17 protein-coding genes are annotated in these 15,336 nt (G+C 73.7%); 7 read left to right on the forward strand and 10 right to left on the reverse strand.

Annotation, left to right across the window (positions count from 1 at the left end; genetic code table 11):
• Nucleotides 1-43 precede the first annotated feature (43 nt).
• On the forward strand, nucleotides 44-643 hold the full coding sequence (locus ACIA8R_RS51680) for an XRE family transcriptional regulator (RefSeq protein WP_364100287.1): 600 nt from the start codon (nucleotides 44-46) through the stop codon (nucleotides 641-643).
• A gap of 15 nt (nucleotides 644-658) precedes the next feature.
• On the opposite strand, the gene ACIA8R_RS51685 is transcribed toward ACIA8R_RS51680, so the two are convergent.
• Both ACIA8R_RS51685 and ACIA8R_RS51690 read right to left on the reverse strand, forming a co-directional pair.
• The gene (locus tag ACIA8R_RS51685; protein WP_364100290.1) at nucleotides 659-1,414 is read right to left on the reverse strand and encodes a ZIP family zinc transporter; all 756 of its coding nucleotides are present in this window, start codon (nucleotides 1,412-1,414) and stop codon (nucleotides 659-661) included.
• 143 nt (nucleotides 1,415-1,557) lie between these two features.
• A complete protein-coding gene (locus ACIA8R_RS51690) occupies nucleotides 1,558-2,814 on the reverse strand; it encodes a cation:proton antiporter (protein WP_364100292.1) in 1,257 nt (418 codons plus the stop codon).
• 188 nt (nucleotides 2,815-3,002) lie between these two features.
• On the opposite strand from ACIA8R_RS51690, the gene ACIA8R_RS51695 reads away from it, so the two are divergent.
• Nucleotides 3,003-3,524: a snapalysin family zinc-dependent metalloprotease gene (locus ACIA8R_RS51695; RefSeq protein ID WP_397045470.1), complete on the forward strand. Its 522-nt coding sequence runs from the start codon at nucleotides 3,003-3,005 to the stop codon at nucleotides 3,522-3,524.
• Nucleotides 3,525-3,606: 82 nt separating this feature from the next.
• On the forward strand, nucleotides 3,607-5,028 hold the full coding sequence (locus tag ACIA8R_RS51700; RefSeq protein WP_364100296.1) for a hypothetical protein: 1,422 nt from the start codon (nucleotides 3,607-3,609) through the stop codon (nucleotides 5,026-5,028).
• Between the two features lie 16 nt (nucleotides 5,029-5,044).
• Here ACIA8R_RS51700 and ACIA8R_RS51705 read toward each other — a convergent pair whose 3' ends face one another.
• Together ACIA8R_RS51705 and ACIA8R_RS51710 are read right to left on the reverse strand one after the other, a co-directional pair.
• Nucleotides 5,045-5,578: a GNAT family N-acetyltransferase gene (locus ACIA8R_RS51705; protein ID WP_397045472.1), complete on the reverse strand. Its 534-nt coding sequence runs from the start codon at nucleotides 5,576-5,578 to the stop codon at nucleotides 5,045-5,047.
• 53 nt (nucleotides 5,579-5,631) lie between these two features.
• Nucleotides 5,632-6,234, reverse strand: coding sequence for a hypothetical protein (locus ACIA8R_RS51710; RefSeq protein WP_364100302.1), 603 nt, complete (start codon nucleotides 6,232-6,234; stop codon nucleotides 5,632-5,634).
• A gap of 63 nt (nucleotides 6,235-6,297) precedes the next feature.
• Between ACIA8R_RS51710 and ACIA8R_RS51715 the strand changes: the two genes are divergently transcribed.
• Both ACIA8R_RS51715 and ACIA8R_RS51720 read left to right on the forward strand, forming a co-directional pair.
• Nucleotides 6,298-6,894, forward strand: a complete 597-nt coding sequence (locus ACIA8R_RS51715) for a TetR/AcrR family transcriptional regulator (RefSeq protein WP_397045474.1) — start codon at nucleotides 6,298-6,300, stop codon at nucleotides 6,892-6,894.
• Nucleotides 6,895-6,947: 53 nt separating this feature from the next.
• Entirely contained in the window at nucleotides 6,948-7,439 is a 492-nt protein-coding gene (locus ACIA8R_RS51720) for a nitroreductase family deazaflavin-dependent oxidoreductase (protein WP_364100308.1), read from the forward strand.
• Between the two features lie 30 nt (nucleotides 7,440-7,469).
• On the opposite strand, the gene pip is transcribed toward ACIA8R_RS51720, so the two are convergent.
• Entirely contained in the window at nucleotides 7,470-8,432 is a 963-nt protein-coding gene (gene pip / locus ACIA8R_RS51725; RefSeq protein WP_397045476.1) for a prolyl aminopeptidase, read from the reverse strand.
• 12 nt (nucleotides 8,433-8,444) lie between these two features.
• The gene (locus ACIA8R_RS51730; RefSeq protein WP_364100314.1) at nucleotides 8,445-8,894 is read right to left on the reverse strand and encodes an ATP-binding protein; all 450 of its coding nucleotides are present in this window, start codon (nucleotides 8,892-8,894) and stop codon (nucleotides 8,445-8,447) included.
• A 123-nt stretch (nucleotides 8,895-9,017) separates the two neighbouring features.
• On the opposite strand from ACIA8R_RS51730, the gene ACIA8R_RS51735 reads away from it, so the two are divergent.
• On the forward strand, nucleotides 9,018-9,869 hold the full coding sequence (locus ACIA8R_RS51735) for an MEDS domain-containing protein (protein ID WP_397045478.1): 852 nt from the start codon (nucleotides 9,018-9,020) through the stop codon (nucleotides 9,867-9,869).
• A 13-nt stretch (nucleotides 9,870-9,882) separates the two neighbouring features.
• Here ACIA8R_RS51735 and ACIA8R_RS51740 read toward each other — a convergent pair whose 3' ends face one another.
• Nucleotides 9,883-10,497, reverse strand: coding sequence for a helix-turn-helix domain-containing protein (locus tag ACIA8R_RS51740; RefSeq protein WP_397045480.1), 615 nt, complete (start codon nucleotides 10,495-10,497; stop codon nucleotides 9,883-9,885).
• A gap of 68 nt (nucleotides 10,498-10,565) precedes the next feature.
• Here ACIA8R_RS51740 and ACIA8R_RS51745 point away from each other — a divergent pair, with 68 nt between their 5' ends.
• Complete coding sequence (locus ACIA8R_RS51745; RefSeq protein ID WP_397045482.1) at nucleotides 10,566-11,411, forward strand: alpha/beta fold hydrolase; 846 nt, start codon at nucleotides 10,566-10,568, stop codon at nucleotides 11,409-11,411.
• 18 nt (nucleotides 11,412-11,429) lie between these two features.
• Here the strand turns inward: ACIA8R_RS51745 and ACIA8R_RS51750 are convergent, their stop codons facing one another.
• From ACIA8R_RS51750 to ACIA8R_RS51760, 3 genes are all read right to left on the reverse strand, one after another.
• Complete coding sequence (locus tag ACIA8R_RS51750) at nucleotides 11,430-12,737, reverse strand: MFS transporter (RefSeq protein WP_397045484.1); 1,308 nt, start codon at nucleotides 12,735-12,737, stop codon at nucleotides 11,430-11,432.
• 80 nt (nucleotides 12,738-12,817) lie between these two features.
• Nucleotides 12,818-13,360, reverse strand: coding sequence for a cysteine hydrolase family protein (locus ACIA8R_RS51755; protein WP_397045486.1), 543 nt, complete (start codon nucleotides 13,358-13,360; stop codon nucleotides 12,818-12,820).
• Between the two features lie 111 nt (nucleotides 13,361-13,471).
• A complete protein-coding gene (locus tag ACIA8R_RS51760; RefSeq protein ID WP_397045488.1) occupies nucleotides 13,472-15,220 on the reverse strand; it encodes a CBM35 domain-containing protein in 1,749 nt (582 codons plus the stop codon).
• Between the last annotated feature and the right edge of the window lie 116 nt (nucleotides 15,221-15,336).

Raw genomic sequence — 15,336 nt, forward strand, 5'->3', positions numbered from 1 at the left:
CGCAGTACATTGCACTGGTCTGCCTGCGAGGGAAGGTGAACAGATGGCCGAGCCGGCCCAAGCCCTGCGAACGGTCGCCCACAACGTCAAGGCCGCCCGCACCCGCGCGGGCCTGTCGCTGGAGGAGCTCGGCCGGCGCGCCCAGGTCAGCAAGGGCGCCCTGGTGGCGCTGGAGAGGGCGCAGGGCAACCCCAACCTGGCCACCCTGGTGCGGCTGGCCGACACCCTCGGCGTCCCGGTGTCGGCGCTGATGCAGGGGCCGCCCGAGGGTCGGCTGCGCATCGTGGCCGCCGACGACGTCACCCCTCTGTGGACCGGGCCGCGGGGCGGTCAGGCCACGCTCATGCTGACCACCGCGGGCCCGGTTCCGGTCGAGGTCTGGCGCTGGCGGCTGGAACCCGGCGAGGAGTACCCCAGCCAGCCCCACCAGGCCGGGGTCGTGGAGACCCTCAGCGTCGTGTCCGGGCGGATGACGCTGATCCTCGACGGCGTCGAGCACCCGGTCGAGGCGGGCCAGACCGCCACCTTCGACGGCGACGCCCCGCACGGCTACCGGGGCGCGGGCACCGGCGCCTGCTCCATGATCATGACGGTCCAGCTGCCTCCAGGCCCGTGGGCACTCGGATCGGCCGCCGCTCCCTGACCTGATGGGCGGCCGTCAGGCCGCCAGCCGCTCGATGGCGAACGCCGACAGGAAGCCGACGGTGGTGATCAGCCCGGTCAGGACGTGCGCCTGCTCGAACGCCTCCGGGATCATGGTGTCGGCCACCATGGCCAGGATGGCGCCGGCCGCGATCGCGGTGATGAGGGCGATGGCCTCGGGGGAGGCCGTCCGCAGGGTCAGGTAACCGACCAGGGCCGCCAGGCCGCTGACCACGGCGATGCCGCCCCAGACGCCGAACACGTACGCGGGGCCGCGCCCGGCCCGTCTCATGCCGGCGGCGCTGGACAGGCCCTCCGGGACGTTGGAGACGAACACCGCCGCCACGACGGCGAGGCCGATCTCGCCGCCGTGCAGCAGGGACAGCCCGAGCACCACCGACTCGGGGATGCCGTCGAGCAGCGCGCCGACGGCTATGGCGGCGCCGCTGCCCTGCGCGTCGGCCTCGCTGGGCTGCTGGTCGCCGGAGCGTTTGCGGTGCCGGGCTCCGTGCCGCGCCAGCATCGCGTTGGCCGCCACGTACGCGCAGGCCCCCGCGAGGAAGCCGACGGCCGTGGGCAGCAGGCCGCCCGACCGTTCGGCCTCGTCCAGCAGCTCGAAGGAGAGCGCCGAGATCAGCACCCCGGCGCCGAAGGCCATGATGGTGGCGATCATCCGCGCCGGGACCCGTACCAGCATCGCCACGGCCGCGCCCAGGACCAGCGCGGCCCCGGCGACCAGCCCCCATGTTCCCGCTTCCAGCCACTCAGGCATGTGCACCACCCGTCTCGCGCGCTCGTCCGCGCCCCAGGTTCTCTCGTCCAGGTCCCGTTCGCCACCCGTCCCGGGCGGGCGTCCGTCCTGCGGCAGGCGTATGGTGACGCGGCCTCGCGGCCCCCTCTCCGCGAGGCCGCGTCCTACCTCCGCGCGCGGGGCGTCACCCGCTCGCGGAGGGCGTCGAGGCGGGCCATGGCCGGGGTGGCGGTGATGCCGTGCAGGACGACCGAGAGCACCACGGTGAAGGCCGTCACCGCCCACAGCTCCTCGGGCGGCACGCCGAAGTCGGCGTGACCCAGCGCGTACGCCAGGTAGAACAGCGACCCCACCCCCCGGATCCCGAACAGGGAGATGACCCGGCGCTCCCGGGGCCCGGCCCGGCCGCGGATCTGGGCGAGCCGGCCCGACAGCGGGCGGATGACCAGGATCAGCAGCAGGCCGACGAGGGCGCCGCGCCAGGTGAGCGGGGCCAGGCCGCCGGTGGCGACGAAACCGCCGAGCAGGAGCAGCAGCCAGGAGGTGAAGAGCCGTTCGAGCTGCTCGACGAAGCCGTGCAGGACGTTGTTGTAGCCGTGGCCGTGCTCGACCCGGCGGATGGCGCAGGCGGCGACGAAGACGGCGATGAAGCCGTAGCCGCCGGCCAGCTCGGTGACCCCGTAGGCGAGCAGGGTGGCGCCCAGGGCCACGAAGCCGTCGCGGCGCTCGGCCAGGCGCAGCTCCTCGGCGGGGGAGTGGAAGAACAGCCGGCCGAGCAGGCGGCCGATCAGCAGGCCGCAGACGACCCCGGCGACGATCCGGTAGAGCACGTCCGTCAGCGCCCACTCGCCCGTCCAGCCGAGCCCGCCGGCGGTGGCCAGGGCGATGGCGGCGTACACGATGGGGAAGGCCAGCCCGTCGTTCAGGCCCGCCTCCGAGGTGAGGGCGAAGCGCACCTCGTCGTCGGCGTTCTCGGCGTCGGCCGGCTCGCCCACGCTGACGTCGGAGGCGAGCACCGGATCGGTGGGCGCGAGCACGGCCCCGAGCAACAGCGCCGCGGCGACCGGCCAGCCCAGTACGCCGGTCGCCGCGGCCGTGACCCCGGCGACGGTCAGCGGCATCGCCCAGCCGAGCAGCCGCCAGGTCGTCGACCAGCTCCGTAACCCGATCCTCCGGTTGAGCGCCAGCCCCGCGCCCATGAGCGAGACCAGCACGCAGATCTCGGTGATGTGCTCGACGGCCGCCCGGTGGGCGACGGGGTCGGGCTCGGGCAGACCGATCGGCAGCAGGTACAGCCCCATGCCGCCGAGCAGGTAGAGCAGGGGAGGGGAGAAGGCCCGGCGGGCGAGCAGGCCGGGCAGGACGGCGGCGAGCAGCGCGGCGGCGCCGCCGAGGGCCAGGACGAGATCGGGGGTGGACATCCCGGCCCCACTGCCCTGCGCAACTCACGACAATCTTGTCTTTTGCGTCCAAACCGCTCAGTATCGCCCGCAACGGGAAGCTATTGCCGCCATTGTCATATGGCGGCAATATGCACTAATTGCTACTTTTCTAACCCCTGAATTCCTGCATACCGTGACATGGCCCCCCAACTCCATGAGGAGGATCCGTGTCAAGGTCTCTCCGTGCCGCGCTCTCCGTCGTCCTCACCCTCTCCTTCCTGCTGCTCACCTCCCCGGCCCAGGCCGCCGTGCTGGTCCGGGTCGTGCGGTACGACGCCTCCCGGTCGGCGGAGTTCGTCAACGTGGCGAACCAGGCGGCCCAGGTCTGGAACGCGAACGTGGTCAACGTCCGGCTCATGCAGGGCTCGCCCGCCAGCTTCGTGGTCCTGGCCGACGACGGCTGGCCCAGGACGCTGCCCACCAGCCTCGGCCGCGGCACCATCTGGATGGGCCGCCAGGCGGTCAACCAGGGCTACTTCCCGCTCCGGATCGCCACGCACGAGATCGGCCACATCCTCGGCCTGCCGGACCGCCGCACCGGGCTGTGCAGCGACCTGATGTCAGGCTCCAGCGCCCCCGTGAGCTGCACGAACGCCACCCCCAGCCCGGCCGAACGGGCCGAGGTGGACCGCAACTTCGCCGGCAGCGCCCCGGCGGTGGAGTTCGGCCGCGTGCACGAGGACCGCTGACCCCGCCCCGCCGTCCCGCCCCCGGTCCGGGTGGCGGGACGGCGTCGTTCCACGAGACACCCCCCGACGTGAGGATCAGCGCATGCCCCGATCGACAGCCGTCCTGTCAGTCCTCGCCGCCGTCGCCTCGGTCCTGACGGCCGGCGGATCGGCCGAGGCGGCGGCGGACGTCCCGTTACCCTCGGCGGTCTTCCGCGCCACGCACAACAGCTACTCGGGCAACATCGCCGGTGCCCGGAACTCGATCGCCTACCAGCTCGACCACGGCGTCCGCTTCGTCGAGCTCGACGTCCACGACAACGGGTACGCCACCGCCCGCGACTACTCCGTCGGCCACGACGCGCCCGGCGACGAGGTCGACCACGCGGGCAACCCGGCCACCAACCTGCTCGGCGACTGGCTCGCGGTGATCGGCGACTGGTCGGCGGCGCATCCCGCGGCCGCCCCCGTCGTCGTCGCCCTCGACCTCAAGGACGACCTGACCGACAACCCCTCCCACGCCGCCGGCAACCTGACCGCGCTGAACCAGAAGCTCGTCTCCGCCTTCGGGCCGCGGCTGCTCCGGGCCGAGGACTACCCGGCCGTCCCGCCGACCGTGGACGCGCTGCGCGGCCGCGTGCTCGCGGTGATCTCCGGCGACGGCGGGACCCGCACCCAGTACAAGCGCGACGTCGGCGCCAACCCGGCCGTCGCGGCCAACAACCGCGGCCAGGTCGTGGAGGTGCACGACTCCGGTTCCGGGGCGCTGTGGTACTGGACCGGCAGGTACGGCGCCGACGGCCGCGTGACCTGGCTGCGCCACGGCCGGTACGACACCGGCGTGACCCCCGCCGTCGCCCTCAACGACAACGGCGACCTGGTCGAGGTCCACCAGTCCCAGAACGCCGCCACGCTCTGGTACCACGTGGGACGCCTGGACGCCGACGGCGAGATCACCTGGTCCGCCAGCCGTCAGTACGACAACGGCGTCCTGCCCACGGTCCGTTTCACCGACGCCGGTGGGACCCGGCTCCGCGAGATCCACCGCAGCCAGAGCAACAACCAGAACTGGGAGTGGACCGGCACGCTGGACGCTGCCGCGTCGAGCGTCGCCTGGACCGGCAACGCCAGGACCTCCGACGCCCGCCACGACAAGACCACCTCGGCCGGCACGGCTCCCCGCGTGCACGTGTGGACCGGCGCCGACGGCCCGACCCCGTCCGGCACCCTGCGGGTGGACACCGACGCGTTCACCGGCGACCGCATCCGCCCCCAGCAGGTCGCCTTCACCGAGTTCCAGCAGGGGAACAGCGCGGAGCTGCGGCAGGACGCGCTGTTCTACGCGGCGCCCGCCGGGCAGTCGGCGTTCATCATCCAGGCGCGGCAGGCGGGACGGCTCGTGCGCGGCTGGGACTTCGACTCGGCCGGCCAGGCCACCGATCCGCCGGCGAACTACCCGGCGGCCAACCGTCCCTACGACGCCTGGTACCAGGACCTGCTCACGCGGGCGGGCGCCGTCGAATGACCGGCGGGCGGGCCTCCTACGACGCCGGGACCGGTTGATCGGCCGGACGGCGGCGGGTCAGCACGTGGGTGCTGCCGCCGTCGTCCTCGGCGATGTCGCGTACGTGCTCGAAGCCGATCCTGCGCAGCACGGCCAGCGAGGCGAGGTTGGCCGGCGCCACGGTGGCGTGCACCTCCGTCAGGTCGAGGGCGTCGAAGCCGTGGGTGACGATCGCCTCGGCCAGCTCCCGGCCCAGGCCCGCGCCCCACACCTCGGGGGTGAGCGCGTAGACGAGCTCGTGGCCCGCCACCGTGTCGGTCGCCTTGATCTCGGCGTGGCCGATCAGCGCGCCGTCCCGGCGTACGGCCCAGACGGCGAACAGGTCCTGGGCGTAGACCTTGCTGAAGATCCGGCCGAACAGCGCGCGGTCTTCGGCCTCGGTGGCGGTGCCGTCCCCCATCCAGCGCGTGACCTGCGGATTCTGGAACAGGGTGACGAAGGCTTCCTCGTCCTCGGGGACGTACCGCTCCAGCAGCAGCCGTTCGGTGCGCAGCGTCGGGGTCGTGGTCATGAACGGCGAAGCTACTCGACCGCCGCCCCTTCCCACGACTGGTTTTCCGCCGGTCACCGGGCCTCCAGTTCGGCTGCCCGGCGCAGGTCCTTCGGGCGGCCCAGGGCGCGGCGCATCCCGATCAGGTCGTCCCGCGAGACGTAGTGGACCTCCAGGCCGTCCGGGCCGGTCGCGGTCACCGCGCGGTCCAGGCACTCGCGGACCCGGAACCCTCCCCAGGGGAGCGCGGGGGTGCAGCAGTCGCCGCCGGCCCCGGGCGAGGTGAAGCGCACCTTCGGGCGCAGGAGGGAGTCCGGGTGCGCGGCCAGAGGGCGGCCCGTCTCGTCGCCGAGCCGGGCGCCGGCGGAGGCGAAGGCGGCGGCCAGGGCCGGGGCGTGGGCCGGGACGCCGTCCCAGAGCAGGTCGAGGTCGCCGGTCAGCTCGGCGGACCCGTGCATGATGCCGGCGACCTGCCCGATCACCACGGCCCGGACGCCGTGCCGGTGGAGGGCTTCCAGCAGCGGGAACGGGTCGAAGCCGAGGGCGCCGTCGGTGCCGATCGTGCCGGCGTCGTCGTCGGCGTCCTCGTGGCCCACGCCGGTGGCCCCCCGCTCCAGGGCCAGTTCGCGGGTACGTCGTGCGGCGGCGCGGAGGCGGTCCAGGGGTTCGTCGATCATCCGGACATGCAACACCGGCGACCGCCCCTGGCGCACGCGAATTTCCGGTGCTAACTTGGCCGTATGACCGACTTGGCCGATCGGCCAAATTCCCCGCGCGGCGACCGCCGTCGCGAGCAGTTGGTGGAGACCGGGATCCTGTTGCTGGGGGAGCACGGATGGCCCGGCGTCACCACGCGGGCCGTGGCCGAGCGGGCCGGCACCAACCCCGGCCTGATCCACTACCACTTCGGCGGGCTGCCCGGCCTGCACGAGGCGATCTTCCGCCGCGCCACGGACCTCGTCGTCGGCCCGCTGGTCACCGAGTTGCTGAACGCCGAGGACGAACGCGCCGCGCTGACCCTGATGCGCGGCCTGCCGGCTCAGGCGGCGGGCGACGAGCCGACGACCCGCCTGGCTGCCGAGCTGATCGTGGGCGCCACCCGCGACCCCGCCCTGGGCGCGGTGCTGCGCGACGAGCTCCGCCGGGGCCGCGCCAGGATCGCCGCCCGCCTCGGACGCCTGCGTCCCACCTGGACGGCCGCCCGCCTGGACGGCGTCGCCACGCTCGTCACGGCCGCGATCGACGGGCTGATGCTACACCGCTTGATCGACCCCGGCCTCCCGGTCGGCGAGGCGCTGACGGCGGTGGAGGACCTGCTGGAGGCGGACGGCCCGTAAGTAGGCCGGTCCGGTGCGCGGAGCATTCCGACCCACTACGGAAGGCTTGAACCATGGAGATCGTCAGGAGACCCGACCCGCCGGCCGGGCTGAGCCGCCGGCTGTGGCGGCTGCCCATCCTGCTGTACCGCCTCGGCCTCGGGCCGCTGCTGGGCCGCCGCGTCATGCTGCTCACCCACACCGGACGCGTCTCGCGCCTGCCCCGCCGGGCCGTCGTCGAGGTCGTCCAGCACGACGAGCGCGGCTACGTGGCCGCCTCCGGCTTCGGTCCCAGGGCCGACTGGTACCGCAACGTCAAGGCCACCCCGCAGGTGACCATCCAGGTGGGTGGCCACCGCTCACGGGCCACGGCCGTGCCGCTGGAACCGGGCGAGGGCGCCGCCATCATGGCCCGGTACGCCCCGCGCCACCCGTCCGCCGCCCGCCGGCTCTGCAAGATCATGGGCTTCGCCGTCGACGGCAGCGTGGACGACTACCGCGAGGTCGGCCGCCGCATCCCGTTCATCCGGTTCGTTCCCGCCGAGGGGCGATCCCTGGCTCCCTGACCGGCCGGAACGGCTCCTCGGCGGTCGCGATCAGGCGGGGGCGGCGGCGAAGCCGTCCAGGGCCTTGAGGATCTCGTCGCGGAAGGTGCCGCTCCCGGTGTGCCCGGAGTCCTCCACGATCACCAGACGGGCGCCGGGCCACGCCCGGGCCAGGTCCCAGGCGTACTCCAAGGGCGCGCCGAGGTCGAAGCGGCCGTGGATGAGGACGCCGGGGATGCCCGCCAGCCGGTGCGCCTCCCGCAGCAGCACACCCTCCTCCAGCCAGGCGCCGTTGGAGAAGTAGTGGGAGCAGACGCGGACGAGCGCCGCCAGGCTGTCCGGCGGCCGGTCGCTGTAGGCGTTGGGCTTGCCGTTCGTCTCCAGCGAGATGACCGTGTCCTCCCACGCCGTCCAGTCGTGGGCGGCCTTGGCGCGGACCGCCGGATCGGGGTCGGCCATCAGCCCGGCATAGGCGGTCAGCACCTCGCCCAGGCTGCCCCGGTGGGCCTCGGGCACCCCCTCGCGGAAGCGCTGCCGCTGCTCGGGGAAGAAGCGGCCGACGCCGTCGTACAGCCAGTCGATCTCCGAACGGCGGGTCGTGGTGACCCCCGCGAGGACGATCTCCGAGACCCGCTCGGGGTGGGCCTCGGCGTAGGCCAGGATCAGCGTGGAGCCCCACGAGCCGCCGTACAGCAGCCAGCGGTCCACGCCCAGGTGCTCGCGCAACCGTTCCATGTCGGCCACCAGGTGGTGGGTCGTGTTCGCCGACAGGTCGGCGGCCGGGTCGGCGGCGTGCGGCCGGCTGCGCCCGCAGTTGCGCTGGTCGAGCAGGATCACGCGGTACCGGTCCGGGTCGAAGCCGCGCCGCTGGCCCGGGGTGCAGTTCGAGCCGGGGCCGCCGTGGACGACCAGCGCGGGCTTGCCCTCGGGGTTGCCGCACGCCTCCCAGTAGACGAGGTGACCGTCACCGACGTCGAGCAGACCATGATCATAAGGTTCGATGGCGGGATGCATCCGGCCACCGTACTAGGGGTGCGTGGTCTCCTCGTCCGTGTTCGCGGGGGCGCGGCTCATGAACAGCTCCAGTCGTGAACGGCCGTCCGGATGGTCGAGCGTGACCCGGTCGCACACGCGCTGCATCATCCACAGGCCCATGCCGCGCTGCGGCGGCCACGGCGGGACGCGGTTGAGGTGGGCGTCCGTCAGGGTGCCGCTCTCGTCCACGACGTGCACCGTCACGCCGTCGGGGTCGTTGCGGGCGCTCACCATGCCGGGCGCCCGGGCGTGCTCCAGGACGTTGCTGGCCGCCTCGCTGACCGCCAGGACCAGCCCTTCCACCCGCTGCCCGTCGAGCCCCGCCTCCAGCGCGAAGGCGCTGATCAGGCCACGCAGCAGAGCCAGGTTCGTACCGATCGGCACGTGCAGTCCGAACGACTCGCCCATGGTCACCGCCTGATTCGCCCCGTGGCCGCTCATCCCTCAGTGAGCAAATCCTAAGCACCTTGATACGACATTCGGCCGCAAAATCCTCGAAAGCCCTCCGGCGGACGTGCCGCGCCTGCCTAGGATGAAGGGCAACCGGGCATGGGAGGCAGCACGATGGCGATTCTGCCGCCAGTGCACACGGGCGACCACCTCGGAGCGCGCTTCGGCTCCGACGACGCCTTCCTGTCGGCCGCCGCCGAGTTCGCGCACGTCGGCGTCACGGGAGGGGCCCAGGTGATGATCTTCCCCTCGCCCCGGCTGCGCGGCTCGCTCGGCGACCGGCTCGGCGCGTCCCCGCCGCTGCGGCGCGCGCTCCACGAGGGGCACCTGCACGTCATGGACACCGTCCAGGCGCGACATGCCGGCGGCGGGTTCGACGCCGGCCGCCTGCACGCCGCCTACCGGGACGCCGCCCTGGCCGCGACCGCCGCCGGCTACCCGGGCCTGTGGGTGGCCGTGGACATGGCGTGGGCATGCCCCGTGGACCGTGCGGACGCCGTGGACGCGGTGGACATCGACGCGCTCATCGCGTTCGAGGCCGCCGCCAACACCCTGTTCACCCTGGGGACGCTGACCGCCCTGTGCGCGTACGACACCCGCGTCTTCACCTCCGGGCACGTCTTCCGCGCCTGCCAGGCGCATCCGGCGATCGCCGAGGCGGCCCGCTTCGGCCACCGCGCCACCGCCGACGGCGACGGGCTGGCCTTCTCCGGCGAGGCCGACCGGTCCAACGCCCTGGCCTGGAACGCGCTGCTGTCCTCGTTCGACCCCGGCCACCACGTCGTGGACATCAGCGCCATGTCCTTCCTCGGCGTCCGGGCGCTGGCCGACCTGGCCGACCTGGCCGCCGCCGACCGTTCCCGGCCGCTCACCATCCGCGCCACCTCCAGCCAGGTCACCCGGCTGTCGCTGCTCAGGATCGACCGGCTCGCCGCCATCGAGGTCCTTCCCGCCCGGACGCCCTGACGTTCGGGGCGGGCTACCGGCCGGTCTCGTGCGGCGAAGGCGGGTCGGAAGGCGGGTCGGAAGGCGGGCCGGAAGGCGGGTCGGAAGGCGGGTCGGAAGGCGGGGCGCCGGAGGGGAACAGGATCGCGCTGAGCAGGTAGGGGGCGCGGCCGGGGGCCGGGGTGTTGCCCAGGCGGCCGCCCAGGACCGCCAGCAGGTCGGTCAGCATCGCGGCGAGCTCGTCGGGGCTGAGCCACAGCGTGCCCTGCCGGTAGGAGACCGAGTCGGCGACCGGGTCGGCGCCCTCGCGGCGCAGGTAGGCGTCGAACTCGGCGATCAGGACGGCCATGGCGGCGGCGAACCCCCTGCGGTGGTCGTCGAGCGACATCGCGGCGGCGGCGCCGGCGTCGATCGCGGGACGGTCCTGGCGCAGCCGGTAGCGGCGCTCGGTGGCGCCGCGTACGCGCTGCTCGCCCTCGATCTCCAGGAAGCCGCCCTCGGTGAGGTGGGCGACCTGGCGGTAGACGGTGATCTTCGGAACCTCCGGCATGCGGGCGCAGAGCTGCGCGATCGTCATCGTGCCCGCGGCGGACACGGCGTGCACGATGCGCAGCCGTACGGGGTGCAGCAACTGCTCGACAGGATCCATGGCCCAACGATTTCATATGAGATACCGTTATCCAAAATGAAAACGTTCGGGACGGCGGAGGAGGACGCATGCGAGACGTGCGGGGGCGGGCGGTGCCGGTGAACGGACGGCACGTCTACGTCGAGGAGTCCGGCGACGGGCCCTCATGGGTGGTCTTCGAGGCGGGCGGCGGCTGCGGGCGCACCTGCTGGGACGCGGTGACGCCGCTGCTGGCGTCCGGGGCGCGGCTGGTGACCTACGACCGCGCCGGGCGCGCGCGCAGCGGCCCCGCCGGAGGGCCGCTCGGCATCGACGACCTGGCCGCCGACCTGGTCGCGATGACCGAGGCCGTCGTGCCGGGGGAGTTCGTGCTGGTCGCGCACAGCATGGGCGGGCTGGTCGCCCGCCGGGCCGCCGAGCGGCTCGGGCCCCGGCTGCGGGGGCTGCTGCTGGCCGACGTCCTGCCGGAGACCTCGCCGGTGTACGACACCTGGGACCGGACCACCGAGCAGGTCGACCGCATGCTGGCGGTGTCGCAGGCGCTCAGCCGGTTCCGTCCCCTGGCGCGGTTGTTCAGCGGGAACGTCCGGCGGTTGTTCCCCGCAGACACCTACCGGACCATGCTCGCCGAGGACTTCACCCCGGCCGGGGTCGCCCAGACCCGCAGCGAGGTCCGGGCCGTGGCCGCCGCGATCCCGGAGTTCCGGGCCCGGCCGCCGCGGCTCCCCGAATGCCCGGCGATCGTGTTGTCGGTGACCCGCGCCGCCCGTGGGCGGGAGCGTCAGCACGCCGCCAACCGCGAGCACCAGCGCCGTTACGCCGAGAGCCTGCCCGACGGGCGCCACGAGGACGTCTCCGCGGGGCATCTGGTCCAGGCCGAGCAGCCGCACCTCGTCGCCGACCGCACGGCCCGCCTCCTCCACCACGCGTCCTGATCGGTGGCGCATCGGTGGTCACGTCCGGTCCTCGCAGGCCGCCTCGGCCGGGACGGGGACCGTACCAGGTCGTTCCGGACGCGGGCGTGCGGAGGAGGCGGTGAGGCGGCGGTCCGCCACGGCCACCAGGGCGGCGAGCAGCACGAGCGCCGCCCCCGCGGCCAGCAGCGCCCTCGGCCCCAGGACGAGCGCCGCACCGGCCGCGGCCGCCCCCACTGAGGACAGCCCCATCTTGAGCCCCGCCACCGACACGAAGACCTGCGCCCGCGCCCGCGGCGGCGAGTACGCCGACCGTGCCGCCAGGCTGGCGGCGAACAGCGGCGCGTTGGCGAACCCGGCCAGCCCGAACGCCGCCACGGCCACCGGATAGACGGGCGAGAACGCGCACAGGACCAGGGCGACGGCCAGGATCACCACGTGCCGGACCGTCAGCCGCTCCGGCTCCCCGCGCAACGGGAACGCCGTCACCGCCAGCGAGCCCGCGAGATTGCCCAGCCCGTACACCGCCGCCAGAGCCGCGCCGGCCGTCGCGCCGTGGCCGAGCCGGGCGCCGAACTCGACCGCGACCACGGTCAGCCCGCCGGCGGTGACGGCGGTGAGCAGCGTGGCGACCAGCACCCGCCGCAGCGGCCCGACCGTGACCATGAGCCCCAGGGCCTGCCGCACCGTCATGGCCCCTTCGCCCCGCCGAGCCGTCGCGTCGCTCCCGGCATGGCCCTCTCGCCGGTGAGCGGCGGGGTCGGCCGGGAGGGTCAGGACGAGGGCGCCCGCCACCACGGCGGCCGCCCCCAGCGCGAGGACGGCGGACAGCGGGCCGGCCATCGCGGCCAGCCCCGCGGCCAGGGCGGGACCGGCCGTGCCGCCCACCCCGTACGTGACCGCGTCCCAGCCTTCGGCCCGTCCCCGCGCCATCCGCCCGCGGGCGGCGATCTCCGGCAGGCGGCTGCTCAGCCCGCCCGTCACCATCGGGCCGCCGGCCCCGGCGACCAGGAGCAGCGCGCCCACCACGGGCAACGGCGCGACGCCCATGAGCGCCGCGCCGGCCGCCAGCGCCGCTCCGTGCAGCGCGAAGGCCCCCGCCAGCAGCCGCCGCCCGTCGGCGGCCCCGTCCAGCCGGCGCGCCAGCCAGGGGCCGAGCAGATGGGGCACGGTCAGCAGGGCCACGAACAGGCCGCCGGCCGCGGCGCCCTGGGGGAGACGCTGGATCGCGAGCAGGATCAGGCACACGGTGGCGCCGCCGTCCACGCATCGGACCAGCGTCGCCGCGCCGACGTACCGGACCGTCGGCCATCCGGCGAAGGACGGCTCCGGCCTGTGGGTCTTCACACCGACTCCATTCGGTAACTGGCAAAAGGAAGAACAACAGTTACCGACCTTAGGGAGTTCCCTGGAATGCGGTCAAGGGCTCACGCGGGGAAGCAGTCGCCGGACGGGGCGAGCCGGGCCGACATGTTGCGCTCCATCATGTGCAGCGCCGCCTGCCCGAGATCCGGGTGGATGGACGCCACGCAGTCGGGCGGCACGGTCAGCTCGTAGTGCCGCACGTACGCGTCCAGCGCGCTGTACAGCACGCACTGCTCCGTCACCTGCCCCGCCAGGACGACCCGCTCCGCCCGGCTCTGGGACAGCAGGTACTCCAGGGACGTGCCGAAGAAGGCGCTGTGCCGCACCTTGGGCAGGAACGCGCACCCCGGCGGCGGCAGGACCGGCCGCACCAGGTCGGGCCGCCGGCCCTTCATCGCCCGCTCCTCGATCTCCCGCCGGTCGGCGGCGAAGTCGCCGTAGTTGTCATTGACGTACACGAGCTCGACGTCGTCCCGCTCGCCGGCCCGCGCGACCAGCTCCGCCAGCGGTTCGACGATCGGCTCCACCTGCCGCGCGAGCTGCTCGGCGTCCTGGTGCTCGTACGGGTTCAGCATGTCGATGACGACCAGCGCAGATCTTGCCATAACCCCTGTCCTGTCCAGGGGGCTGCCGTTTTATCCAGGACAAATCGGGGCAGACACCCCCGATCCCGTGCCAGGGGCCGACCGGCGGCCCCCGGCACGCTCACGGGGTGGTCAGTTGTTGTCGACGAACTGCTGGGCGAGGGTCCTGCCCAGCGTCACGGCCTGGTTGTGGTTCTCGATGGCCGAGACCTTCGTCCCCGAGCCGGTGAACACGATGTACGTGACGCCGGAGTCGGTGCCGCCGTTGCTCGGGTCGGGATTGATGCCCAGGTCGGCGGCGGTGCGGTAGGAGGCCTCGCCGATGATCCCCGACGGGCCCGTGTCGCCCATGACCGCGTACTCCACCTGGCCGTTGTAGATGACGGCCACCACCGTCCCGCAGCCGATGCCCTTGGTCCGGTAGTCCCAGATCGAGCTGGGGCTCGGCACCACCATGTACGCCAGCTGCGCCGCGTTCAGCGGCGTGTCGGACGTGGTGTGGCAGAACGTGTCGGCCTGGAAGCAGCAGTCGGTGTTCTCGTTGCACTGCGTGGTGCGGACGCCGTCGCAGTCGATGTCCAGGTCGCCCTTCCAGAACACGCCGCCGGTCTTGCCGCACACCGGGACGGTCCCCGAGGAGACGTCGGAGTCGGTCTTGTACTTGCCGTTGGAGATCTGGGCGCATGTGGTGACCTTGGCGAGGAGCTGGTCGGCGGTGGGACCGCCGGTGCCGCCGGTCGCGGTGCCGGTGACCGCGGCGCTGTGCGCGGACTCGTTGCCCGCCGCGTCCACCGCCGTGACCGTGTACGTGTGCGTGGACCCGGAGGTCAGCCCCGCCACCGTGGCGCTCGCGGTGGGCGAGGTCGCCACCACGGCGGTGCCCTCGTAGACGCGGTAGCCGGTGACGCCCACGTTGTCGGTGGAGTCGGTCCAGGCCAGGGAGATGCTGGCGGCCGAGGCGCCGGTCACCCGCGGGCCCGTGGGCACGGTGGGCGCCTGGCCGTCGGGGCCGCCGGAGCCGCTGACCGACAGCCTGTCCACGTTCGGGCCGCCGTCGGCGCCGGTCCCGGTCGCGCGGACGGTGTTGACGCCGGCGTTCAGCGTCACGGTGGCGCGGGCGTCGGCCCAGGTGTCCCAGCTTCCGGTGCCGGGGAAGGCCAGGCCGGTCACCGCGGTGACGCCGTTGACGGCGATGTCCATCGGGCGGGCGACGGCGGTGCCGTTGGCGTAGCGGAAGGTCAGCGTGTGGCTGCCGGCCTCGGCGACGTTGACCGACCACTCGACGGAGCCGCCGGCGGCGTTGACGTAGTCGACGAACCCGGTGCCGGTGTAGCCGGTGTGGTTGGTGGCGACGCTCGCCTGGGTCAGCGTCGCGGCCTCGGCCTGGTATTCGGTGGCCGGGGCGTCGGCGGTGGTGGCCTCCAGGAAGTCGAGGTTGGGGTTGCCGCCCGCGGAGGCGGCGGTGACGCGGATCTTGTTGTCGCCCTGGTTCAGGGTGGCGGTGAGGGTGGAGGTCGCCCAGGTGTCCCAGTTCGCCGTAGCGCCGAACGAGCGCCCGGCCGACACGACCGTGCCGTTGACGGAGACGTCGGAGGTCCGGGCCGAGCCGGTGCCGTTGGCGTACCTGATGGCCAGGGTGGCGGTGCCGGCCGCCGGGGCGTTGACGGTCCACTCCGTGTACGGGCCGGCCGTGTTGTCGCTGTTGACGAAGCCGGTGCCGGAGAACCCGGCGTGGTTCGCCTCGACGGCGCCCTGGACGTTGGTGGCGTTCTCGGCCTCGTAGCGCACGGTCGCGGCGCGGGCCGGCAGCGCGACGAGCGCGGAGACGGCCAGGCACGCGGCGGCGATCGGGACGAGGGTGCGTAAGCGGGTTGCGAGCACGGTCACTCCCTCGGGGGCTATTGGATGGCGGAGCGGCGGATCGTGTCGGCGGTGCCGTCGCCGTTGTTGTCGGAGTTGGTCGAGCCGAACCAGATGGCGGCGGCGTTCGGCACCTT

The sequence above is a fragment of the Nonomuraea sp. NPDC051191 genome, from assembly GCF_044455665.1.
Classification (GTDB): domain Bacteria; phylum Actinomycetota; class Actinomycetes; order Streptosporangiales; family Streptosporangiaceae; genus Nonomuraea.